The sequence below is a fragment of the Mesobacillus persicus genome (genome assembly GCF_900109925.1).
Taxonomy (GTDB): Bacteria; Bacillota; Bacilli; order Bacillales; family Cytobacillaceae; genus Mesobacillus_B; species Mesobacillus_B persicus.
On the sequence record NZ_FOBW01000003.1, the window covers coordinates 291,033 to 314,988 of the forward strand.

Below are 23,956 nucleotides of genomic sequence, written 5' to 3' on the forward strand. Positions count from 1 at the left end.
CTTTTTTTGATTTTGTGAAGGATTTAGGGCTGTGTCAGAACTTGCTTATAAATCAGCATTAACGAATCTTTTGATTTAGGATTACCCAATCATAAAGAACGAAGCCCCGATGAATGCTAATCATCGGGGCTTTGTTTCTAGTCACCTTCCTCTTTTCTATGTTTTTACTATAAAATTTTTTATAATGGTAGTAACTATCTATTTTTTATGTAACGGGGGAATGGTATGAAGTTTGTATTAGCGCCGGATTCATTTAAAGAGAGTATGACCGCGAAAGAAGCAGCTCTTGCAATGGAAAAGGGAATTCGAAAGGTCTTTCCCGATGCCGACTGTAGGATTGTTCCAATGGCAGACGGGGGAGAAGGGACGGTTGAATCCCTAGTTCGTTTGACGAAAGGCAGCATGATTCAAACCGAGGTCCTTGGTCCTTTAGGGAAAAAGATAATCGCAAACTATGGTGTCACAGGCGAAGGGGACACTGCGGTCATTGAGATGGCAACTGCAAGCGGGTTGGAATTATTGAAACCAGAAGAACGGAATCCACTCCTGACAACAACCTATGGAACAGGTCAATTGATTAAGCATGCGCTTGATATGGGGGCTAAGAGATTTTTAATCGGGATTGGCGGAAGTGCAACCAATGATGGAGGAGTAGGGATGCTTCAGGCTCTTGGTGTATCTTTTAAAGATCACAAAGGAGAAGAGCTTTCATTTGGCGGTGGAACTTTACAGCAACTAGCGACGATTGATATTAGCGGGCTAGACCCTCGAATTAGCAAAATCACTATCGATGTTGCCTGCGATGTAACCAATCCGCTGGTTGGTAAAAACGGGGCCTCAGCTATCTTCGGACCTCAAAAAGGTGCGTCACCTGAAATGGTTGATGTTCTCGACCAAAACTTAGCACATTATGCCAACATCATTAAACAGGAGTTAGGAATTGATATTGTTGATACGGAAGGTTCCGGGGCTGCAGGAGGTCTTGGAGCAGGTTTGCTGGCCTTTCTTAATGCGCGGCTTAAAAAAGGTGTGGACCTTGTGATTGAATATACCGGTTTCGAGGAAATCGTAAAAGATGCCGATTATGTATTTACAGGAGAAGGCAGTATCGATGATCAGACCTTGTACGGGAAAACTGCATATGGTGTGGCAACGGTTGCCCAAAAATATGACGTCCCTGTGATTGCGTTTGCTGGCAGGATTGGCGACGGAGTCCAGCCGTTATATGATCACGGTTTTACAGCTATTGTCGGTATTTTAAAAGAAGCCACCTCGCTAAAGGCGGCATTAGAAGGCGGAGAACATAATTTAGCCTATGCAGCAGAAAATATTTGCCGAGTTCTGAGAATCAATGAGGGAAAAAATTCTTAGGATTATAAGTTCAAAAACAACTCAAGAAAGCCTTTACCCCCTCCTTTTGGTGGAGGGTGAAGGCTTCCTATATTGGATCGAATTTATTTGTTCGTTTATGTCAAGAAGTAGGAAATGAATCAATTTTCTTAGCCCAATACTCCTTAGCAATCTCTATAAAATAATGAGCTGCATTGCTCAGGTAACTCCCTTTTTTATAACTAGCATAGACTTCCCAAATGGGCTGTTGACGGAGCGAAAAATAAGAGACTCGGGAGCTATCCTTGGCATAGGTAAATGGAAAAATCGAACAGCAGATTCCTTCCTCGACCATATTAAATAGATTTTGACAACTTCTCGTTTCTAAAAGAATATGGGGCGATACGTTTTCTTCAATAATGAGATGCTCGTAGATTTCTCTTAAAGTAGAACCTTTTTGCATGATCGCAAAAGAGTCATTTTCCAGTTGACTTAAGCTGATTATAGGAAGCTTTTCGCCCATTTTCCCTCCTAACTTTCCAAGAGGATGCGTAGTAGGAACACCTAAAATGATTTCCTCGGAACAAATATGAATATACTCATCCTTGGTTTTCTGAAAGTCCTGTAGGGTTAAGAAACCAATGTCAAGGCTTCCCTTAGCTACTTCCTCTTGTTGTTGCCTGACGGTTAATTCTATTGTTTCAATTTTTATACTCGGGTATTTTCTATAAAAAGAAGGATAGGTGCTCGCAAACATTTCAGGACCACGTTCTGGGGTTAAACCGATCACTAGTTTCCCTTTTTTCACATAAATGAGATCATTAATAAGGTTGTACGTGTCTTTTTTTATGTTGACGATCCTTTTTGCATTTTCAATATAAACCTTCCCAGCATCCGTCAGGTGCCAGTTCGTTCTGGAACGGACGAACAGCTGTGTTCCTAGTTCTTTTTCAAGCTTTAACAATTGTTGGTTTAGAGCCGACTGCGTAATAAACAGCTTTTCTGCCGCTTTCGTTATATTATTCTCTTCAGCAATCTTGATGATATATTCTACTTGTTTTAAATCCATAAAAAAGTACTCCTCTTACTCTTAGTTTTTCTTAGAGAAGTCTAAAAGTTAACACTTTTACTTTTAGATAATTACAGATTACGATGTTTTTAAGGAAATAACAACAAGGATATGAGGAGGAATCGCAATGGGTTTTAATCATTTTATTAAAATACATGAAAATGATAACGTTTCCATTACGGTAAATGCCATCCCTGCAGGTACGGTCATTATGGACGATGTCGTTGCGAACGAAAATATTCCCCAAGGTCATAAAATTGCTTTAGGTGATATTGCCGAAGGAGAGGCAATCATCCGTTATGGAGTGATTTTAGGATTTGCTTTACAACCAATCCAGAAAGGCGACTGGATTAATGAATATATGCTCCAGCTGCCAACTCCACCTGCACTAGATGAAATGGAGTTTGCTACCAATCTAGTAACGGATTTGCCTGAGCCACCTGTAAAAACATTTATGGGCTATCCGAATCCAAATGGCGGGTACGCAGGCACAAGAAATATCTTGGGCATCATCACCACGGTACAATGTGTGACAGGTGTTTTAAATAATGCCGTAAAAAGGATCAAACAAGAATTGCTTCCACTATATCCGAATGTAGATGATGTGGTCGCGATTAATCATGCCTATGGTTGCGGGGTAGCAATTAATGCTCCGGAAGCTGCGATTCCGATTCGAATGATGCGGAACATGGTGAAACATCCTAATTTTGGTGGCGAAACGATGGTAATTTCATTGGGGTGTGAGAAGCTTACACTGGAAATGATTTTAGAAGAAGAAGAGATTTCACCAGATAATATCGTTATTTTACAAGAAGTAAAAGGCCATGATGCCATCATTTCGGAAATTATGACGATGGCCAACACGAAAATGAAAAAGTTAAATGAACGAAAGCGAGTGGAACTTCCACTTTCTGATTTATGTGTCGGAATGCAGTGTGGGGGTAGCGATGCGTTTTCTGGAGTGACGGCTAATCCAGCTGCAGGCTATGCTGCGGATATGTTAGTGCAAGCTGGTGCGACGGTGATGTTCTCTGAAGTAACCGAGGTTCGCGACGGTGCCCATATTATAGCTGAACGATGTGTGAACGAAGAAGTTGGTAGAAAACTAGTCTCTGAGATGAAATGGTATGACCAATACTTAGAGAAGGGACAAGTAGATAGAAGCGCGAATCCAACACCTGGGAATAAAAAAGGTGGCTTATCAAATATTGTTGAAAAAGCGATGGGATCGATTGCAAAGTCAGGTACTTCGCCGATTGTAGAGGTTCTATCACCTGGGGAGCGGCCAACGAAAAAAGGAATGATCTTTGCGGCAACCCCTGCCAGTGATTTTGTATGTGGTTCATGCCAATTGTCTAGTGGAATGACACTTCAAGTTTTTATGACTGGTCGTGGAACACCATACGGTATGGCAGAAGCACCAGTGATCAAGGTTTGTAGCCGAAATAACATGAAAGATATGTGGGAAGATTTAATCGATATCAATGCGGGTCCAATCGCGACAGGTGAAGCAACGATTCAAGAGATCGGAACGCTGTTATTCAATGAAATCATTGATGTTGCTAGTGGGCGTAAGCAATGTTTGGCTGAAAAGTATGAACTCCATAACGACTTTACGATTTTTAATCCAGCACCGATTACGTGATAACGGCTCGGATGAACTTAAGAATATCATCTAGAACTACTGTACTAGCATCATACAGTAGTTCTTTATATTGCCAAAATTGATGTGGGTTTCTGTCGATTTATGAGTTAAGATGGAATTAAATTTCGATTCGATCCTTAAGGGGGTAAGAAGATGAGAATTACTTCTGAGTTAGCGCATCCGATTATTTCAAAGCTTAAAGCTCTAGTAAACTTCAATATTAATATCATGGATGAAGAAGGGGTCATTGTAGCTAGTACAGACCCAAATAGGATGTATCAAATCCATCAAGGAGCCTTAAAGGTTATTAATTCGAAGGAAGAAATTGTCATCTATCCAGCTGATGAGAGCTTGTATGTAGGTTCAAAGCCTGGAGTAAACTTACCAGTCGAACATCAAGACCTTATTGTTGGGGTCATTGGCATTACCGGTAATCCAGATGATGTGTATAAGTTTGCACAAATTTTAAAGGTTACTGTGGAAGTCATGCTACAAGAAATGGAATTATTTAATAAACTCCACTATGAAAATAAGATAATGGAGAATTGGGTGTTAGAGCTCATTCATCCTCATGAATTAAACTACGCAAAACTGGAAACAGACGGAAAGCACTATTTAAACCTGAATCTAAACGAAGAGATTTCCGTTTTCCTCATTCGTTTTCCTGATTTAAATTACCAAAATATAACCGAAAACAATATAGTGCCATTAAAAAAGGATGAACGGTTAAATCAAATAAGAGCCCTTATTCCTAAGATCTCCTTTTCAGCTTTTCTTGATGATGTTCATTGTTTAATTGGGATTCCCCATATGAAGGAAAACTATTATTCAGTTGCTCGGTCAATAAAGGGCTATTTTACGAGTCAAAAGCTAGCCGTTCAAATTGGAATTGGTCAATCTTATAGTAAGATTAATGGCTACCGTAAGTCCTACTTAGAGGCAAAAGATAGTTTGATGCTATTGGACAATTTCCCTAATGATGATCATATAGCCCATATTTCCGACTGGGGTTTTATTAATCTTCTTCAACAAGTACCGAAAGAACGGCTAGAAAGTTTTTATGGGCAATATTTAGGGGGAAAGCTGTCCCTTAACGAAGAACAAGTACTAACATTAAAAGCGCTGTTCGACCACGACCTAAATATGAAGCTAACTGCCGAGGCTCTTCACATTCATCGTAATACGTTGTTGTATCGGTTATGTAATATCGCAAAACAAACAGGTTTAGATCCAAAAAGTTTCCATGATGCGATGATTCTAAGAATGTTAATGGTAGTCGAAAAAATAACGGAAAATTGAAAATAGTGCAAATGCACAATTCCCTAGTCTAAAAAGCTAGGGAATTTTGTGTAAGAGTCCGATGAAACCGCATTCATAAATATAGTTTAATAAAGATGTAGTTAATACTTTAGAAAAAGGTGGGGTAAATGAAAATCGTCATTGCTCCCGACTCCTTTAAAGGTAGTCTCACAGCCTTAAAGGTTGGGACCATTATCAAAGAAGCATTTAGTAAGGAACTGCCAGATGTAGATTTAGAAGTCATTCCAATGGCTGATGGGGGTGAGGGAACACTAGATACACTCATCTATGCAACAGATGGAACCCGTAAAAGTCTAACCGCGTCAGGACCGCTATTAGATCCAGTTGAAACAGAGTATGGAGTATTGGGAGACAACAAGACAGCTGTAATTGAAATTGCAGCGATATCAGGGTTACCAATGGTCCCACCTGGTAAACGAAACCCAATCTATACATCAACGTTCGGGATCGGAGAAGTGATCAAACAGGCATTGGAAGATGGTTATCGTGAATTAATCGTCGGACTTGGCGGAAGTTCAACGAATGATGGTGGACTTGGTATGCTACAAGCGCTAGGTGCTAGATTTCTAGATGAACAAGATGAAACATTACCGTCTTTTGGAAGCTCGCTTTTCAAGTTGAAACGTGTTGATTTTACCGGTCTCCACCCATTGTTGAAGGAAGCAAAGTTTACGATTGCTAGTGACGTAAACAATCCGTTAACCGGTCCGAATGGTGCAACCTATGTTTTTGGACCGCAAAAGGGAATAGCGGATTCAGAGCTTGAAGCTTTTGATCAAGCAATGGGAAGATACGCGAATTTAGTAGAAAATCAAATAGGACTAGACCTGAAGGAGCAAGAAGGTGCAGGGGCAGCTGGTGGTTTAGGATTTGCCTTTCTCATTCTGAATGCAAGAATAGAATCTGGTTCAAAGATTGTTGCTGATGCTACTAGATTACAAGAAAAAATCGTGAATGCCGATTTTGTGATTACAGGTGAAGGGCAAAGTGATTATCAAACCTTACTAGGAAAAGTTCCTTCGTTTATCTCGAGCATTGCGAAAGAAGCAGGAGTAAAGACCATCCTTCTGTCCGGCAGTTTAGGAAAAGGATATGAAGCTTTATATGATCACTTTTTAAGCTGTCACTCGATTGCAACTGGGCCGATGAGTTTGGGAGAATGCATGGATAATGCAGAAATTCTTCTATATAACCAGGCTAGAAATATTGCTTTATTGATTAAAGGTATTTCAGAAGAATGTAATAATCAAGTTTCCATTTAAAAAGGTATTTTATTTTACCATTATAGTAAGCGTTTACATTATAAATCCTGTAGGGAGGTTAGTAATAATGAAAAAGATTTGGGTATTTGTACTAATTTTAATGTTGGGTGCTGTATTAGCCGCTTGTGGTGGAAGTTCAGAAGAAGCTTCAAGTGATGCCGAAGGTTCTGATGATACTACAAAAGTAGATATATCAAGGGTTCGGGTTTTGATTGGTTCAAGTTCTACTGGTGGAGACACGTACCAAAATGCAGATGCAGTTACTAGATATTTGGAAAAAGAACTAGATACAAATATGAAAGTTGATGCAGTTGGTGCAAACCGTGCATTTGACGAGCTTGCCAAAGCTAAAACAGATGGTAGCTCGATTATGTTCTTCCATGATATGTCTTACCTTGGCGTAGAGTATGGTAGTTTCCCAGAAGAATATTCCTTAGATAATTGGAAAGTTGGACCGATTGTCGCAATCAACCCAGGGAATGTATTCTTATCAAAAGCAGATGCACCTTATAACACAATGGTAGAAGCTGCAGAATGGTTAAAGGCTAATCCAGATAAAACAATCACAGTTGCGATTGAAGCAGGTGGAGTTTCTCAAATCAGCTTTGATGGTTTCTACATTTGGGCAAAAGAAACATATGGTGAAGAAGTATCTAGCCGAATTAAAGCTTATATCACTGGTTCCCAAAGTGACAAGGACCAAGCGTTATGGGATGGAAATGTTGATATCATTCATGGAGCCATTTCATCAAATGTTCAATACACGGAAGACGGCGTTGAAGATAAAATTAAGATGAAATTTTTAGGAGTTACTTCAAAAGAACGTGTTGAAGGCTACGATATTCCAACATTTGCAGAGCAAGGCATTCAAGTAAATGGCCAAGATTTTGTGTTCGCAAAAGAATACTTCTTCTTACTTCCTAAGGATATTGATGAAAACTTCGCAAGCAAGTTAGATCAAGGAGCTGCAAAGGTTGTTGAAAATGCAGACTATGCTAAGGACTTAGGTGTGAACGCATTCTATGTGAATCACTACTCTTTAGAAGAATCTCAAGCTTATTTAACTGAAAAAAGAGACTTCATGAGATACATTATTGAAAATGGTGCGGATTTAAACGAAATTACTGCAAATTAATTAAATTTATGAGGAAGTGTTACTTTCGTTCGTGATACTTCCTCATCTCCACCTAGCAAAAATGGACTGAAGATGGGAGCAGGTGAGATCATGAAAGAATTGTTAACAATCGATATTAAATATGATGAATACCATATTATTTTTCCGAGGATTATCATGGGTATTCTCATTTTATTAGTAGTATTGATGTTAATTAAGGCCCTAATTAAAAGATTGAAAGATGGTAGTTTGACTCAGTTCAAATTCAAATTCTTTGAAGAAAACTTTGACAAACTGAAACTGTTTGGAACCATTGGGCTCATTGTGGTGTATGTGTTTTTCTTGGAGATTATTGGCTTTATTGCTTCTAGCATTGTATTCATGTTCTTGTTAACGATTTTGTTAAAAGGTAATTTCCAACGAAAAACAATCGTTATTTCCGTTATAAACTCTGTGACAACCTCTATATTGGTTTGGTTTTTCTTTGGATACTTATTCGATATCACTTTACCGTAAAAGGCGGTGACCATTCATGGAAGCGTTTGAAATATTAACGCCATTATCTATTATCCTATGTATACTGGGGGTTTTTGTTGGAATCATTTTTGGTGCGATTCCAGGGATGACGGCGACAATGGCGATTGCAATTTTCCTGCCAATCACCTATGCATTGGATTTAATTGACTCTCTAGGCTTGCTGTTAGGTTTATATGTTGGGGGCATTAGTGGTGGTTTAGTCCCTGCAATTCTAATGAATATTCCTGGAACTCCTTCTTCGATCTGTACGACCTTTGATGGCTACCCGATGACCCAAAAAGGACAAGGGGAAAGAGCATTAAAGGTAGGAATCACCGCTTCACTTATTGGAGGAGCCTTCAGCTTAGCGATTTTATATTTCTTTGCACCAGTGTTAGCCTCTGTTGCAATTGACTTTTCTTCTGTTGAAAAGTTCTTGATTATCTTATTTGCCTTAACAGTTATTGCCTCCCTATCTAGCGGTAGCTTACTTGGTGGGATTTTCAGCGGTTTTCTCGGCGTATTTATCAGTTTAGTTGGTTTCTTCGCTGATAATAATCAACTGCGTCTTGTCCCATCCTTTTTGGAAAACCAATTGTATTATGGCTTTGCCTTGCTTCCAGTATTGATCGGATTATTTGCAATCACGCAAATTCTTCAGGAAGCAGAAAAAGGAATGAAAACAGCGAGTCATCAAAAGTTTGAATTTGATAAGAAGGAGAAGTTTTCCTTCAAGGTTTTTAAAGGGCAATGGATCAATACTTTCCGTTCCTCTGCGATTGGTACCTTTGTTGGGATTCTACCTGGGGTAGGTGGAAGTGCTGCATCGATTCTAGCTTACTCTCAGACGAAGAACTTTTCAAAGAACCCTGACCGTTTAGGAAAAGGGGAGCCAGAAGGAGTTATTGCCAGTGAGGCTTCGAATAATGGACTAACTGGTGGCGCATTGATTCCACTATTATCTTTAGGGATTCCAGGGGATAGTACGACAGCTGTATTAGTTGGAGCTTTCTTGCTTCAGGGAATCCAAGTTGGCCCACTATTTATTACACAAAATCCTGATTTATGGAGTGGGATTGTGTGGGCGCTCGTAATTGCCAATATCGTTATGTTCTTGTTAATGTTCTTAGCCATCAAGTACATGGCGAAAATCGTTTTCGTACCAAAGCAAATCATCTATCCAATCATCATTGTTATGTGTGTGGTTGGAGCTTATGCAATCAATAACGGCGTATTATTTGATGTTTGGACACTCGTACTCTTTGGTCTTGCAGGTTTTGTATTTGCAAAGATTGGAATCCAGGTGGCTCCATTATTAATTGGATTCATTTTAGGAAAAGACTTAGAAAAATACTTTATTGACTCATTAAAAGGTAGCGGTGGAGATTTAACGATCTTTTTTACAAAAGGACCAATCGCGATTGTGCTTTGGGTACTTATCTTTGCATCGATTATTTTCTCACTCTATCAATCTTGGAAAAGTAAAAAAACAGGTAACGATATCAGAAATGCCGCTTAATTAAGTAGATAGGATAGGAGGATCTTACATGTTTCAACCGAAAGGGATTATCCCTGCATTAGTCACACCGATGGATCGAAGTGGGAACTTACTGGAAGATGGTCTTCGTGAGGTCATTGATTATACCATTGAAGGTGGAGTTCATGGCGTATTTGTACTAGGAAGTACTGGGGAAATTTATGGATTAGATACGAAGCAAAAACAACGGGTGTTGGAAATCACGGTTGATCACGTGGCAGGGCGTGTTCCTATCTATGCTGGAGCAAGTGAAATTACCACAAAAGATTGTATTCAAACAACACAGCTTGCCGAAAGCATCGGCGGCATTTCCGCTGTATCGGTGTTGACTCCTTATTTTATAACACCAAATCAAGAGGAATTGAAAGAACATTACAAGGCAATTGCTGGCTCTACGAACCTACCAATCATTCTTTATGGGAATGATGAAAAAACGAATGTTAGCATTTCGCCTGATACAGCGGTGGAACTAGCTGATGTGGAAAACATTGTTGCGATTAAAGATAGTAGTGGCGATATGTCAAAGATGGGTGAGTATATTAGAAGGACTCAAGGCAAGGATTTCTCCGTATTAGCTGGTCGAGATACATTGATTTTTGGCAACCTTTGCTACGGTGGCTCAGGTGGGATTGCGAGTACTGGAAATGTAGCACCAGCGATTGTAGCTGGAATCTATGATGCGTATATCGCGGGAGAATTCGAAAAGTCAAGGGAACTTCAGTATAAACTAGCTCCATTACGATTGGCATTTGGCTTGGGAAGTTTCCCAGTTGTGATGAAGGAAGCTCTAAATCTAGTAGGGATCAACGCTGGGGTTACCCTAGGTCCTATTAATGAAATGAGCCCACAAAATAGAGAAAAGCTTATTCAGGTATTGAAAGACTTAAATCTTTATCAAGTTCGCGTATAACGGCACTTTGCATATTTGGCCGTTAAATATAAATAAATGATATGGGAGTGTTTGAATATGAAAGTTGGATTTATCGGATTAGGAATTATGGGAAAACCAATGAGCAAAAATTTAATTAAAGCAGGTTACCAATTAGTTGTACTTGATCGCAACCAAGCAGTGACTGATGAGCTAGTGGTTTTAGGGGCAGAACTAGCAACGCTTCCTAGTGAAGTGGCACAATTGAGTGATGTTGTTATTACGATGCTACCGAACTCTCCACATGTGAAAGAAGTAGCACTTGGTGAAAACGGGTTAATTGAAGGGTTCACAAAAGGGAAAGTAATGATCGATATGAGTTCCATTGCGCCTCTAGCATCTCAAGAGATTGCTGCTGCGCTTTTAGAAAAAGGAGTAGAAATGTTAGATGCACCTGTAAGTGGGGGAGAACCAAAAGCAATCGACGGAACACTTTCTGTCATGGTAGGCGGAAACAAAGAAGTGTTTGACCAATATTATGACTTGATGAAAGCAATGGCTGGATCTGTTGTACACACTGGTAAAGTGGGAGCAGGAAATGTTACGAAACTAGCAAACCAAGTCATCGTTGCGCTTAATATTGCGGCAATGTCCGAAGCGCTTGTGTTAGCGACAAAAGCTGGCGTGGAACCAGAATTGGTTTATCAAGCAATTCGTGGTGGATTAGCAGGAAGTACTGTATTAGATGCAAAAGCTCCATTAGTAATGGATCGCGAGTTCAAGCCTGGCTTCCGCATTGACTTGCATATTAAGGACTTACTGAATGCATTAGAAACAGGCCATGATGTGAATGCGCCACTTCCATTAACAGCTTCTGTACTTGAAATGATGCATGGATTGAAAGCGGACGGATTCCAATTTGAAGATCACTCCAGTTTAGTTAAACACTATGAAAAATTAGCTAATGTTGAAGTTTCTAGAGAAAAGGTACATTCTTAATCGTATTTACTGATGATAAAGGAGAGATCAAGCATGAATTCAACGGTAGCAAAAGTAAGTACGACTCCAGTCATTACAGAGATGTCCGTTGTTCCGGTAGCCGGACATGATAGCATGCTATTTAATTTGAGCGGGGCTCATGGACCTTATTTTACTAGGAATATTGTCATCTTAAAAGATAGCAGTGGAAACACAGGCGTTGGCGAAGTTCCTGGCGGAGAAGGAATTCGGAAAACGTTAGAGGATGCGAAGGCTTTAGTAGTCGGTGCTTCCATCGGAAACTATAACAATGTTTTAAATAAAATGAGGCAAACCTTTGCCGACCGTGACTCTGGTGGTCGGGGCCTGCAGACCTTTGATTTAAGAATCACGATTCATGCGGTAACGGCGGTGGAAGCTGCTTTACTAGATTTACTTGGCAAATATCTCAATGTTCCTGTTGCTGCATTGCTTGGTGAAGGTCAGCAGCGTGATAAGGTGAAAACACTTGGGTATTTATTTTACATTGGTGACAGGAATAAGACAGATCTTCCATACTATAGCAATCAAGATAGTGATGTTGAGTGGTATCGCATCCGTCATGAAGAAGCGCTGACTGCAGATGCTGTTGTTCGTCTAGCTGAGGCATCTCAGAAACTCTACGGATTTAAAGATTTTAAGTTAAAGGGTGGAGTTTTAGAAGGCAAGGAAGAAGTAAAAGCGATTCGTGCTTTAGCTGAAAGATTCCCAGATTCTAGAATTACCTTAGATCCGAATGGCGCTTGGTCGCTTGAGGAAGCGGTTAGCTTGTGCAAGGATTTACATGGAGTTCTGGCTTATGCAGAGGATCCTTGTGGAGCAGAAAATGGATATTCTGGCCGTGAAGTAATGGCGGAGTTCCGTAGAAGAACAGGCCTGCCAACAGCAACAAATATGATTGCAACGGATTGGAGACAGATGGGGCATACAATTTCCTTACAGTCCGTGGATATTCCACTTGCAGACCCACATTTCTGGACAATGCAAGGCTCAGTACGGGTTGCGCAAATGTGTCATGAATGGGGCTTAACATGGGGTTCTCATTCCAATAACCACTTTGATATTTCCTTGGCAATGTTTACGCATGTGGCGGCTGCCGCTCCTGGTGAAATCACGGCAATCGATACTCATTGGATTTGGCAGGAGGGCATTGAGCGCCTAACGAAGGAGCCAATGAAGATTGTTGATGGTCATATCGCGATTCCTGATAAGCCAGGCTTAGGGATTGATGTGGATATGGATCAAATTGAAATGGCCCATGAGGTTTATAATAATATGGGATTAGGTTCACGCGATGATTCCGTGGCGATGCAATTCTATATTCCGAATTGGACATTTAATAATAAGAAGCCTTGTTTAGTGCGATAAGAGTTTAGGCGTCGGAATCCTTATGAGGATTTCGACGTTTTTTTATTTAGTTCATTGAAACGAGCCAATAGACTTACAATTAATCTTGATGAACATCATTTTGGGGTTGACCTGGTCTTTTTAAGTGGATAGTAGGAAGCAGGACACTAGTGACAAAAACACAAAAAATGACTAGAATAATAGAATGAATAGGACATCAGGGCTGACTGAATCTGAGGTGGATGATGAAAGTAAATAGACTTCCAATGGCACTGCAAACAAAGATCATTGGGGCGAATATCATAAATGCGTTATTTATTATTTTAATATTCGCAATCATATCTATTGTTATTGAATATCGGCAAGTTGAAAAACAAATGGGCAATCAAGCTTTGCAGTTGGCGATTGCTGTTTCCTCGATGCCGTCTGTTATTGCTGCATTTGAGGAACAAGAGCCATCTCAAACGCTACAACCGATCATGGATAACATTAGAGAGCAGACGGGGGCAGAATTTATCGTTATCGGAAATACAGATGGGATTCGCTATGCTCACCCGGATCCAGAAAAAATTGGCTTACATATGGTTGGTGGAGACAACACGAAAGCGTTACAGGGACAATTTTATATATCGAAAGCGCAGGGTTCCCTAGGCAAATCGATTCGAGGAAAAGGGCCAATCGTGAACGAGGACGGAAAAATCCTTGGTGTGGTATCGGTTGGGTATCTAATGTCAGATTTAAAGGAAAATGTCATCCAACGTTCGGAGGAAATAGGGGTCATTGCGTTTGGTGTTGTGGTCATTGGTGTGTTTGTTAGTTATCTCCTTGCAAGAAATATCCGTAAGACGACTCTAGGATTAGAACCGCATGAAATGACTTCTCTTTTTTTAGAAAGGAATGCGATTCTTTACTCAATAAAGGAAGGGATCATCTCAGTTGATAAAAATGGCTATATCACGATGATCAACCAATCTGCTAAAAATTTGTTAAACGTGAAGGACGATGTTGTTCATAAAAAGATGGAAAATATTCTTCCTCATACAGAGGTGTCCAAAGTATTAATGACAGGAATCCCTGAACGTGACCATGAAATTACCCTAAGAAACAAGAGCATTATTTTGAACCAAACCCCTATTATTGAAAATGAACAGGTTATTGGTGCCGTTTCAACCTTTCGTGATAAAACAGAGATTAATAAGATGCTAGAAACTTTGACTGAGGTTCAAAGATATTCGGAAGACTTACGAGCACAAACCCATGAGTTTTCGAACAAATTATATGTGCTTTCTGGTTTGTTACAACTAGGCAAGTATGATGAAGCAATCGAGATGATTCAAGCAGAATCTTCCGCCCATGAGATTCAAAATAAGATTATTTTCGAGCAAATCCAGGACCCTAAAATTCAGGCTTTACTTCTAGGGAAACTAGGCAAGGCTTCGGAGAAAAAAATTCAGTTTATCATCGATGACAATTGTAGCATCGAAGAAATTCCAAGCCACATTTCCTTTGCGGATATCACCTCGATTATCGGAAACCTAATTGATAATGCCTTTGATGCAATTGAAGGGAAAAGAGATGGCCGGGTGACGTTCTTTGCGATTGATGTTGGAGACGATCTGGTTATTGAAGTAGATGATAATGGTCATGGAATCTCGGTACAGGAAACAGATAAAATCTTTGAAACCGGTTATTCCACAAAGGAAGGTAAGAATCGTGGGTATGGGTTAGCGATTGTGAATCGGGTTGTAAACAACTTGAATGGTTCAATTGAAGTGCAATCTAAAAGTGGAGATGGGACCGTTATATCCATCTATCTGCCAAAAACAATCTAGGAAATTCGCATTTTATGAAAGGGGGATTGGATATGATAAAAGTAGCGATTGCAGAAGACGATTTTCGTGTTGCTTCCATTCATGAACAATTTTTAGAGAAAATCGGTGGATACAAGGTTGTTGGGAAAGCGTTAAATGCATTGGAAACGTTCAGTCTTCTCGAAAAAGAAACGGTAGATGTATTGTTATTGGATAATTATCTCCCGGACCATAGTGGTGTTTCACTTTTACCGGAATTAAGAAAAAAACACCCAAAACTAGATATCATCTTAATAACGGCATCCACTGAAGGGGCGGTCGTTGAATCGTCGATTCGGAATGGAGTTTTAGATTATATTGTTAAACCAGTCACGTTTAATCGGTTCAAAATGGCTTTAAATAAAGTAGTTAGTCGAAGGGAACTGTTTGAATCAAAAGATGAATTTAATCAATCGGCTATTGATCAAATTTTTACCGGCAATTCAACGAAAACGACTACCGTAGAACTCCCTAAGGGGATTGATCCTTTGACATTGTCAAAGGTGGAAGAGACATTGAGGTCTCTTGAGCATGGGATCAATGCAGAGGCTTTAAGTGAGTATTTAGGTGCTTCTAGAACGACGGCAAGAAGGTATCTGGAATATTTAATTTCAATTGGAAAGGCAAAAGCGGAGCTAGAGTATGGGATTGTTGGCAGACCTGAGCGGAAATATTATTTAGTTTAAACGTCAGTATCTTCTATTTATAGAAGATGCTTTTTTTTGTGTCTCAGGAAGGCTTAAACCTCTCCTGAAGTGGATTGTGTCGATTCCGTGAACAAAATGAACAAAATAAACAGAATGTTTTCTATAGAATTAAAATTGGTAACGGTTACATTTACATAATTCTGATTTATCTTTGAAGTAAGGATGGTAACGAAATTTTACGAATTCGAATAGAGGGGGAAATAAAATGAAAAAATTAGCAGGAATTGTTTCAATATTGATGCTTCTGTTAGCGGTTGGGTGCTCTAGTCAGTCATCATCCAATGCTGGCGAGACAAATGAAAATGGAGAATGGAGCCCAACACAACCAATTGAAATTACGGCACCAGCCGGTCCAGGTGGTGGATGGGATACAACAGCACGTATGGTATCTCAAGTGTTTGAGCAGGAAGAAATTATTGACCAACGTTTACCAGTCGTAAATAAAGCTGGTGGCGGCGGAGCGATTGGTTGGGCTTATATTGCCGGTAAGAAGGAAAGCCCATACCACTTATTTGTTGCCTCACCACCATTAGTGTTGGTTCCTTTAAATGGCCAGTCGGAATATGACCACGAAGACTTTACGCCAATTGCTAATGTGATTGCTGATTACGGTGCTTTCGTCGTCAAAGCGGATGCAAAATGGGATAACCTAAACGAGCTGTTTGAAGATATGAAAAAGGATCCAGCAAGTGTGAGCGTTATTGGAACTTCTTCACCAGGAAGCATGGATCATATGCAGTTTGTGAAAATTGCTAAAGCAGCAGGTGTAGATGTTGCGAAGATTAAATATCTTTCTGATCCAGATGCAGGGGGATTAACTGCTGTTCTAAACGGAAGTGTAGATGTTTATACAACAGGTGTTGCTGAAACGATTGAACAAGTGAAAGCAGGAAAGATTAAGGTCCTTGGTATTACTTCTGAAGAGAGATTAGAAGGAGAGGTTTTAGAAGACTTCCCGACAGCCAAGGAGCAAGGAATTGATGAAACGTTTGTCAACTGGAGAGGTTTCTTTGGACCTAAGGACATGGATCCAGCTGCAGTTAAATTCTATGAAGAAAAGTTTAAAGAGTTAAATGAGTCTCCAGCATGGGACGAAATCCGTAAAAAGTACGGCTGGGGAGAGCTTTATATGAATAGTGAGGAGTATAGCGAGTTCCTAAAGACGGAAGCAGAAAGCATGAAGACTTTACTTGATGAATTAGGGCTGGCTCGTTAAATTTCTATTTAAATAGGAGCAGAGACGAAAGGTAGAACAGTTGCATGTTCTATCTTTCATTCTATCAAAAAGAGGTGAAAGAAATGTTAAAAAAGATGAATCAAAGAATTGCGCTCATTCTAGCGGCTATTGCGGTCTTCTATTTATTTTTAAGTTATAACTTACCGAAATATCCTAACGCCATTATTGATGCGGATGTTGTTCCGATTGGGCTAGGCTATCTTTTATTATTCTTATCGGTGCTTCTATTTCTTGATAAAACCGTTGAAACAGAGGCAGAAAAGCAAAAAAGAAACATATCAAAAAGTAATCTATTAGTATTAGGTGTTGTATTTGGGTTTATTTTAATCTACATTTCCTTGCTTGAGATTTTAGGGTTTTTACTTATGACGGCTATTTTTATCTTTGGTTGTTCCCTATTCTTAGGTTATAAAAAGCATGTAACGAATGGAATCGTTTCTGTTGTGTTCTCTTTTGCCATCTATGCTCTATTTAATTACTTACTTCGAATCAATCTACCATCAGGAATTTTGCCGTTTTAAAAGGGGGGGAAGAGAATGGATGCATTTCAAGGGTTAATGTCGGGATTTCAAGTGGCATTTAGTTTGCAAGGACTTTTGTTTGTTTTTATTGGTGTATTTGTTGGTACCTTTATTGGGATGATGCCCGGATTGGGACCGATTAGTGCGATTGCAATTATGATTCCTATCACGTATACCATGGATCCAACGGTTGCTTTAGTGATGATGGCAGGTGTTTATTATGGAGCGATATTTGGTGGATCTAGTTCATCAATCCTCCTAAATGCTCCGGGTGTGGCTGGAACGGTGGCGACCTCATTTGATGGCTATCCGATGGCGCAGCAAGGGAAAGCAGGAAAGGCACTAGCGATCGCAGCCATCGCTTCTTTCACCGGTGGTACGGTCAGTGTTATTTTACTGATGCTCTTTACTCCTGTTCTATCAGCTGTGGCTGTTTCGTTTGGGCCAGCTGAATACTTTGCGTTAATGTTTATGGGGCTTACGGCGATTGCTAGTTTATCGGATGGTTCCACAATTAAAGCCTTCATCTCGGCAACTCTAGGATTCATTGTTGTAACAATCGGGATTGATAGCCAAACAGGAACGAGCAGGTTTACGTTTGGGAATGCGAATTTGCTAGAGGGAATCGACTTTTTAGTTATTGCCCTGGGTTTGTTTGCATTAGCTGAAGTGTGCACCCTCGTGTTGAACCGGAAAGATGATAGCATGAACAATAATAAAGATTTAGGTAGTTTGCGAATTTCCAAGCAGGATCTGAAGGAAATGAGCGGGCCGATGACAAGACAATCGTTTTTAGGGTTTATCATTGGTGTTTTACCGGGCGCAGGAGCTACTATTGCTTCTTTTATTGCTTACATTACTGAGAAAAAAATTGCTAAAAATCCAGATGAGTTTGGAAAAGGTTCCGTCAAAGGGTTAGCGGCACCTGAAACGGCAAACAATGCCGCGACAAGTGGAGCCTTTGTACCATTGCTTAGTTTAGGGATCCCAGGTTCAGGGACGACCGCTGTTTTATTGGGTGCCTTTCTCGTATTAGGTGTCCAGCCAGGACCTTTATTGATTCAAGACCGACCAGAAATCTTCTGGGGAATCATTGCTAGTATGTATGTCGGAAATATCTTTCTATTAGTCTTAAATCTACCTTTAATTCCTTACATCGCAAAAGTGTTAAGAATCCCAAGACCTTTGCTGATTTCATTGGTCATCATCTTTAGTTTAATTGGGGTTTATGCGATTAGCTTTAACACATTTGATTTGTATCTCTTGGTTGCATTTGGTGTCATCGGGTTCCTGATGAGGATGTTTTCATTCCCGCCAGCTCCGTTTATTCTCGCATTTATTCTTGGCGGAATGATGGAACAGGCGTTAAGACAAACGTTAACGATTTCAAATGGTAGTTTTGGAATCTTTTTGGATAAGCCGATTGCCTTAACGCTGATCATTGTAAGTGTGATTACGATGTTGGTTCCACTGTTCACTAAGAAGAAAAAAGCAAACGTGGAGAAGAATATTGATGAAAGTGTTTAATGGAAGGTAAAAATAAAAAGAAGCTTGTGAAGAGAGTCTCTACTACTTTCTTTACAAGCTTTTTTTTATTAGGTGATTTCACAATGGTTATGGGGGTTGGTTCCCTTAGTCTATTAAAGGATAACGAAGTGGGGGACTGCCCTTTTTTTCGAAGCAGGAGAACCGTCCCCATTCTTCCCGAAGCGCCTCGATTAGCACATCCACTTCTTTTTTTGTATTCATGTGTGAAAAGCTGACCCTTAGTGCACTTTCTGCTAACTCCCGGCTTAACCCGAGGGATTCTAACATGGAAGGCCCTCGGGAATAATTGGATTTGCAAGCGGCTGCACTGGAAATGAAAATCTCTTTTTGATCAAGCACATGTACAACGTCTCGGTTATTCAGACCAGGTAACGAGAAATTGACGATATGAGGTGCTCCAAGTTTAGTTGAATGGATGACAACTTCAGGTATCTGATCGGCTAATCTTTCGATGCAATAGTCCCGAAGTTCTTTCATATGGGTGGTGTCCTTGATCATGTTTGCAAAGGTGATTCGTATAGCATCACCAAAGGCTGCGATAAAAGGAGTGTTTTCTGTCCCCGAGCGCAAACCACGTTCCTGGCCACCACCGAGATTATTAGAAAACATCTTCGTCCCATTCTTTACATAAAGGGCACCGATCCCTTTCGGACCATGAATCTTATGGGCGCTTATGCTAATCAGGTCAGCACCGAGGTCTGCAGCAGTGAAGTTTAATTTCCCATAGCCTTGAACCGCATCACAATGTAATAGCGCAGGGGAGTTTTTATCGGTAATGATTTGTTTTATTTTATTGATAGGAAAAATAGACCCGATCTCATTGTTAACTAACATCGCGCTAACTAGAACGGTGTTTTCTCCAATGGCATTTTCAAGTTCTTCTAGGTCCAGCTCACCATTGTGTGCTGAAATATAGCTTACCGTCCAGCCTTGTTTTTTAAGGTCGCGGATGGTTTTTGTTACCGCTGGGTGTTCTGCCACTGTGGTTACGACATGCTTTCCATGCTTAACGTTAGCAAGACATGCGCCCTTAATGGCAAGATTATCAGATTCTGTCCCACCCGAAGTAAAATAGATTTCATCAGAATCTACCTCAAGAGAATCGGCAATGATTTGTCGAGCCTTTTCAACCTCAGATTTGCTTTCTTTCCCTAAGCGATGTAGTGACGAGGGATTGCCATATAACTCCGTAAGCATTTTTACAACCTTCTCTGTTACTTCTGGGTAAGGTTTGGTTGTGGCACTGTTGTCTAAATAGATTTCTGGCATGTGTAATCCCTCTTTCTAATGATAAAGAAACCATTTCGTTCTAGTTGATCTACCTAGATATTTTATCAGGTTTCAGAATAAGGAATCTAGAGGTTTTAAGTAAAGACGTTTCCTGTTTATTTGGATGACCCGGATTATAGTGTCCATGATTTCCGTTCTTCCACTTGTGCTTGGGTTACCGCTACATCTCATTGGTGACCTAACTCCGTCTAACCGCTTCAACTTAGGTCATCAATCTACCTTATTGGTGCCCTATCTTTGTCTAACCGCTCTGAGTTAGGTCACCAATGCGCCTTGTTGGTGCCCTTTCTTGGTGTAACGACTCTGAGTTAGGGCACCAATACGCCTCATTGGTGCCCTATCTTTGTCCAACCGTTCCGAGAAAGGTCACCAATTAGTTGAAATCTAGTATATTTTTACAGGAATAGGGAACCCTAATTTTATTGTGTCTATCGGAGCGAACCTAAACTTTCTTTAAAATTTTTACCAGTCTTACATAGATGTAAAGGAGGAAAATGCTTGCGTCAGTTTACAAAAGGTTTAATGACGATTAGTTTATTAGTCGTCGTGATTGTTGGATGCAGTAATAATGAAGTAAAGCAACATTCTACAGAGAATTCAAAGGTTTTGGAGACGAGGAATAGCGGCGAGGTTGAGATTCTTCGGGGGAAGTATCCATTTCCTAATGGTGTGACGGAAACGGGAAGTGGGGATCTTGTTTTGACAACTCCAGCGGGGACATCTAGAAACGGAAAAACTCCAGCATTTTATATCGATCAGGATGATGAGCTGATTCAAATTGGGTTTGATGCGGACGAGTTTGATGGAAGCAGGCAAACGTTTATTTATGTAGATAAGGTGTATGTAAAACCAGATAATTTTGACAATCGAAAAGACTCATCCATCGATTTGCAGGGAACGATGTTGACACCTGGAAGACATACGGTCTCATTTATCCAGTTTGAAAATGATGATCCGAACGGTGGGGCGGTTACTAGTTATAACGAGGCTCATTATGAGGTAAGGGAAAAAGATAGAAGGTGAACGTTATTGTTGCTCATCGGAAAATGCTATGATACTATGGCGTTAATTTCATAATTGCCTTATCAGATCGGTGAGGTAGAGGAGCGGATAATAATAGTAATTCATCGGAGTATGACATCGATGAGGATGGATGAAAGGATTGTTCGCCGAAGCGCCATTCGGAGTCAAACGATTGGTTGCTGGGATGCTTTCTGAATAAGAAGCAGACTGTCATGCTTTTTGTATGTGCATGGAGGACTACTGATCGAAATGGAGGATAACGTATATTGTCATATTGCAATGATAGGTTATTTTCTATCATTGCTTTTTTGCGTTTTTTAGGAATAGCTTTGAAGCCTCCTATCCCCCTTCAATCGACTCCTCTACATAGTTCGTTTTACATCACTCAGCATTGGCCTCTCGTTATGATTAGCTTTTAAAAGGGGAGAAACATCTTGCGAAAAATCTACACGAACGGGAAAATCTATACATTTAATCCACGTAAGCCGATTGTCCAAGCGGTTGTTATCGATAACGGGCGATTCACGGATATGGGATCAACGGAAGAGATGCTGCTTCAATGGGGCAGATCTGGCGATGTGGTTGATTTAGAAGGAAAAACGGTGACACCGGGTTTGATTGATAGTCACCTTCACCTTTCAATCATTGCTGATAGTTTTACCAACCTAGACTTATCAGGGGTGACATCGAAGAATGCAATGCTTGAACAAATTCAGGAACGTGCCAATCAACTAGAACCGGGTCAATGGTTACTTGGAATCGGTTGGGATGAGAACCTGTTTACCGACGGAAGAATTCCGACGATTGCTGAACTAGATTTTGTCTCGCCAGCAAACCCGCTTCTGTTAACGAGAACTTGTCAGCATGCGGCGGTGGTCAATAGTAAGGCACTTGAAATTAGCCAATATCATCCGGCAATGACGGTTCCAGAAGGCGGAACGATTGTCCTTGATGAAAGAACGAAGCAACCGACTGGTTTGTTACTTGAATCTGCGATGACCTTAGTAAGAGAGCATATCCCGGGCCATTCTTTCGAGACGTGGAAGGATGTTATGCGTAAGACGATGCATTTTGCGATGTCAAAGGGATTAACAAGTGTGCATACGAATGATCCCTTGTACTTGGGAGAGTTTGAGAAAACTTGGAAGCTCTTTGATGAGCTTTTAAATGGAGAACAAGTGGGGTTGCGGAGTAATCTTTTAATCAATCATGAGTTTTTACCTGAATTAAGAGAGTTTGGAATGTATACAGGTTACGGAAATGACACCTTGCAAATCGGTGCCGTAAAAATCTTTGCTGATGGGGCGTTTGGACGAAGAACCGCACTTTTATCACAACCTTACCATGATGACCCAGAAAATTATGGTGATGCGATGTATGATCAAGAGCATTTATACGATATTGTCAGACGAGCACGTGAGTTGGATATGCCCATTGCCGTTCATACGATTGGTGATAGAGCATTGGAGAATGTGCTTGATGTGTTGGACCGAGTCCCTGCAACTATGTACCGTGATCGACTCATTCATGCTCAAGTTCTTCGCGAAGAATTGATTATGCGTCTTGCTCATCCTAGTAGAATTGCTGATATTCAGCCACGCTTTTTGGCCAGTGACTTCCCTTGGGTGGAGGAGCGGCTTGGAAAAGAGAGAATGAAGCTTTCGTATGCCTGGAAAACATTGATGGATGCAGGAGTGATTTGTGCAGGAGGGTCGGATTCGCCGATTGAACCGCTTGATCCACTCCTTGGAATCCATGCAGCTGTTACCCGTAAAAAGCCTGGCCAAACGCATAATGGATATTATCCAGAACAAAAACTTTCAATGGTTGAAGCTTTCCGTTTGTTTACAGAGCTAGGAGCGTATCCTACGAATGAGGAAACCGTGAAAGGGACGATTGCCCGGGGCAAACTCGCGGACATGACGGTGTATTCGGCCAACCCTTTTGAAATGGACGATGCGGATGAACTGTTAACAACAGATATTGAAATGACGATTATTGGTGGGGAAATAAAATATCGTAGGAACTAATTTCTGTTCCTATTGAATTTAAATCATCCCGGTCTAATTAGTTTGAAAGAGTAGGTGGGATCTTGAAAGTAATTGGGATTGATTTATCTGGCCCTGCAAATCACAAGGATACGGTTTTGAGTGTTTTTCAAGTGAAGGACAACCGATTAGTTTTTGAAGAAATGGTTGTCGATGCTAATGATGAAATGATTATCTCGACGATTAAGGCAGCGGCTTCAATAGGAGAAGTTGTGATTGGAATCGATGCGCCGCTGTCCTATCAGGATGGTGGGGGAGATCGTCCTCAGGATAAAAGCATTCGTCAGATCATGAAAAGTTATGGACTTTCAGGGAGTAGCATCATGCCGCCAACCTTAACGCGCATGGTTTATCTAACACTGCGTGGAGTGAGTTTGACGCGGCGAGTAATGATGATGGATTTTTATGAGAACATTCAGTTAGTTGAAGTGCATCCAGGTGCGGCTATTGGAACTCGCATTGGCAAAGAGCATTTAAGTCATGCTCTTTTATATAAAAAAAATGAAGGATCCAGTAAATTCGTTCTAGAGTGGTTTGATAAGGTTGGTATGGTTGGGGTGCCGGAAACATTGTACTTTAGTTCCCATCAAATCGATGCATGTGCGGCAGCTTTGGCGGCCTGGCATTGGGCGGATTCGGACAAACAACCAACATGGCATTGGAAAACCACTTCTGCTGCTCATCCTTTTGAATTTTGCTGCTAGGTTT

Annotated in this window: 20 protein-coding genes and 1 riboswitch; of the genes, 18 read left to right on the forward strand and 2 right to left on the reverse strand. The window is 40.5% G+C overall.

The window, feature by feature from the left end:
* The first annotated feature begins 225 nt into the window (after nucleotides 1-225).
* Entirely contained in the window at nucleotides 226-1,371 is a 1,146-nt protein-coding gene (locus tag BMX30_RS06475; protein ID WP_090742485.1) for a glycerate kinase, read from the forward strand.
* 100 nt (nucleotides 1,372-1,471) lie between these two features.
* On the opposite strand, the gene BMX30_RS06480 is transcribed toward BMX30_RS06475, so the two are convergent.
* The gene (locus BMX30_RS06480) at nucleotides 1,472-2,398 is read right to left on the reverse strand and encodes a LysR family transcriptional regulator (protein WP_090742488.1); all 927 of its coding nucleotides are present in this window, start codon (nucleotides 2,396-2,398) and stop codon (nucleotides 1,472-1,474) included.
* A gap of 127 nt (nucleotides 2,399-2,525) precedes the next feature.
* On the opposite strand from BMX30_RS06480, the gene garD reads away from it, so the two are divergent.
* The 14 genes from garD to BMX30_RS06550 all read left to right on the forward strand — a co-directional run bounded on the left by garD (nucleotide 2,526) and on the right by BMX30_RS06550 (nucleotide 18,866).
* The gene (gene garD, locus BMX30_RS06485; RefSeq protein WP_090742491.1) at nucleotides 2,526-4,043 is read left to right on the forward strand and encodes a galactarate dehydratase; all 1,518 of its coding nucleotides are present in this window, start codon (nucleotides 2,526-2,528) and stop codon (nucleotides 4,041-4,043) included.
* Between the two features lie 153 nt (nucleotides 4,044-4,196).
* A complete protein-coding gene (locus BMX30_RS06490; protein WP_090742494.1) occupies nucleotides 4,197-5,342 on the forward strand; it encodes a CdaR family transcriptional regulator in 1,146 nt (381 codons plus the stop codon).
* A 128-nt stretch (nucleotides 5,343-5,470) separates the two neighbouring features.
* Entirely contained in the window at nucleotides 5,471-6,625 is a 1,155-nt protein-coding gene (locus BMX30_RS06495) for a glycerate kinase (RefSeq protein WP_090742496.1), read from the forward strand.
* 67 nt (nucleotides 6,626-6,692) lie between these two features.
* The gene (locus BMX30_RS06500; protein ID WP_090742498.1) at nucleotides 6,693-7,760 is read left to right on the forward strand and encodes a tripartite tricarboxylate transporter substrate-binding protein; all 1,068 of its coding nucleotides are present in this window, start codon (nucleotides 6,693-6,695) and stop codon (nucleotides 7,758-7,760) included.
* Nucleotides 7,761-7,850: 90 nt separating this feature from the next.
* Nucleotides 7,851-8,255, forward strand: coding sequence for a tripartite tricarboxylate transporter TctB family protein (locus BMX30_RS06505; protein ID WP_170843808.1), 405 nt, complete (start codon nucleotides 7,851-7,853; stop codon nucleotides 8,253-8,255).
* Nucleotides 8,256-8,271: 16 nt separating this feature from the next.
* The gene (locus BMX30_RS06510; protein ID WP_090742501.1) at nucleotides 8,272-9,774 is read left to right on the forward strand and encodes a tripartite tricarboxylate transporter permease; all 1,503 of its coding nucleotides are present in this window, start codon (nucleotides 8,272-8,274) and stop codon (nucleotides 9,772-9,774) included.
* 28 nt (nucleotides 9,775-9,802) lie between these two features.
* On the forward strand, nucleotides 9,803-10,702 hold the full coding sequence (dapA, locus tag BMX30_RS06515) for a 4-hydroxy-tetrahydrodipicolinate synthase (RefSeq protein WP_090742503.1): 900 nt from the start codon (nucleotides 9,803-9,805) through the stop codon (nucleotides 10,700-10,702).
* 57 nt (nucleotides 10,703-10,759) lie between these two features.
* Nucleotides 10,760-11,659: a 2-hydroxy-3-oxopropionate reductase gene (gene garR, locus BMX30_RS06520; RefSeq protein WP_342028061.1), complete on the forward strand. Its 900-nt coding sequence runs from the start codon at nucleotides 10,760-10,762 to the stop codon at nucleotides 11,657-11,659.
* Between the two features lie 33 nt (nucleotides 11,660-11,692).
* Entirely contained in the window at nucleotides 11,693-13,045 is a 1,353-nt protein-coding gene (gudD, locus tag BMX30_RS06525; RefSeq protein ID WP_090742509.1) for a glucarate dehydratase, read from the forward strand.
* Between the two features lie 221 nt (nucleotides 13,046-13,266).
* Nucleotides 13,267-14,856 carry an ATP-binding protein gene (locus BMX30_RS06530; protein WP_090742512.1) on the forward strand — a complete coding sequence of 530 codons (1,590 nt, stop codon included), beginning with the start codon at nucleotides 13,267-13,269 and terminating at the stop codon, nucleotides 14,854-14,856.
* A gap of 32 nt (nucleotides 14,857-14,888) precedes the next feature.
* Nucleotides 14,889-15,560 carry a response regulator gene (locus BMX30_RS06535; protein WP_090742515.1) on the forward strand — a complete coding sequence of 224 codons (672 nt, stop codon included), beginning with the start codon at nucleotides 14,889-14,891 and terminating at the stop codon, nucleotides 15,558-15,560.
* Between the two features lie 226 nt (nucleotides 15,561-15,786).
* Complete coding sequence (locus BMX30_RS06540) at nucleotides 15,787-16,797, forward strand: tripartite tricarboxylate transporter substrate binding protein (RefSeq protein ID WP_090742518.1); 1,011 nt, start codon at nucleotides 15,787-15,789, stop codon at nucleotides 16,795-16,797.
* 83 nt (nucleotides 16,798-16,880) lie between these two features.
* Nucleotides 16,881-17,339: a tripartite tricarboxylate transporter TctB family protein gene (locus tag BMX30_RS06545; protein ID WP_090742763.1), complete on the forward strand. Its 459-nt coding sequence runs from the start codon at nucleotides 16,881-16,883 to the stop codon at nucleotides 17,337-17,339.
* Nucleotides 17,340-17,354: 15 nt separating this feature from the next.
* On the forward strand, nucleotides 17,355-18,866 hold the full coding sequence (locus tag BMX30_RS06550; protein ID WP_090742522.1) for a tripartite tricarboxylate transporter permease: 1,512 nt from the start codon (nucleotides 17,355-17,357) through the stop codon (nucleotides 18,864-18,866).
* Between the two features lie 105 nt (nucleotides 18,867-18,971).
* Here BMX30_RS06550 and BMX30_RS06555 read toward each other — a convergent pair whose 3' ends face one another.
* The gene (locus tag BMX30_RS06555) at nucleotides 18,972-20,156 is read right to left on the reverse strand and encodes a cysteine desulfurase family protein (RefSeq protein WP_090742525.1); all 1,185 of its coding nucleotides are present in this window, start codon (nucleotides 20,154-20,156) and stop codon (nucleotides 18,972-18,974) included.
* 519 nt (nucleotides 20,157-20,675) lie between these two features.
* Here BMX30_RS06555 and BMX30_RS06560 point away from each other — a divergent pair.
* From BMX30_RS06560 to BMX30_RS06570, 3 genes are all read left to right on the forward strand, one after another.
* Nucleotides 20,676-21,200 carry a hypothetical protein gene (locus BMX30_RS06560; RefSeq protein WP_090742527.1) on the forward strand — a complete coding sequence of 175 codons (525 nt, stop codon included), beginning with the start codon at nucleotides 20,676-20,678 and terminating at the stop codon, nucleotides 21,198-21,200.
* A gap of 68 nt (nucleotides 21,201-21,268) precedes the next feature.
* Nucleotides 21,269-21,448: riboswitch (Lysine riboswitch) on the forward strand.
* A 186-nt stretch (nucleotides 21,449-21,634) separates the two neighbouring features.
* Nucleotides 21,635-23,230, forward strand: a complete 1,596-nt coding sequence (locus BMX30_RS06565; protein ID WP_090742530.1) for an amidohydrolase — start codon at nucleotides 21,635-21,637, stop codon at nucleotides 23,228-23,230.
* A 62-nt stretch (nucleotides 23,231-23,292) separates the two neighbouring features.
* The gene (locus BMX30_RS06570; protein ID WP_090742533.1) at nucleotides 23,293-23,952 is read left to right on the forward strand and encodes a DUF429 domain-containing protein; all 660 of its coding nucleotides are present in this window, start codon (nucleotides 23,293-23,295) and stop codon (nucleotides 23,950-23,952) included.
* The last annotated feature ends 4 nt before the right edge of the window (nucleotides 23,953-23,956 follow it).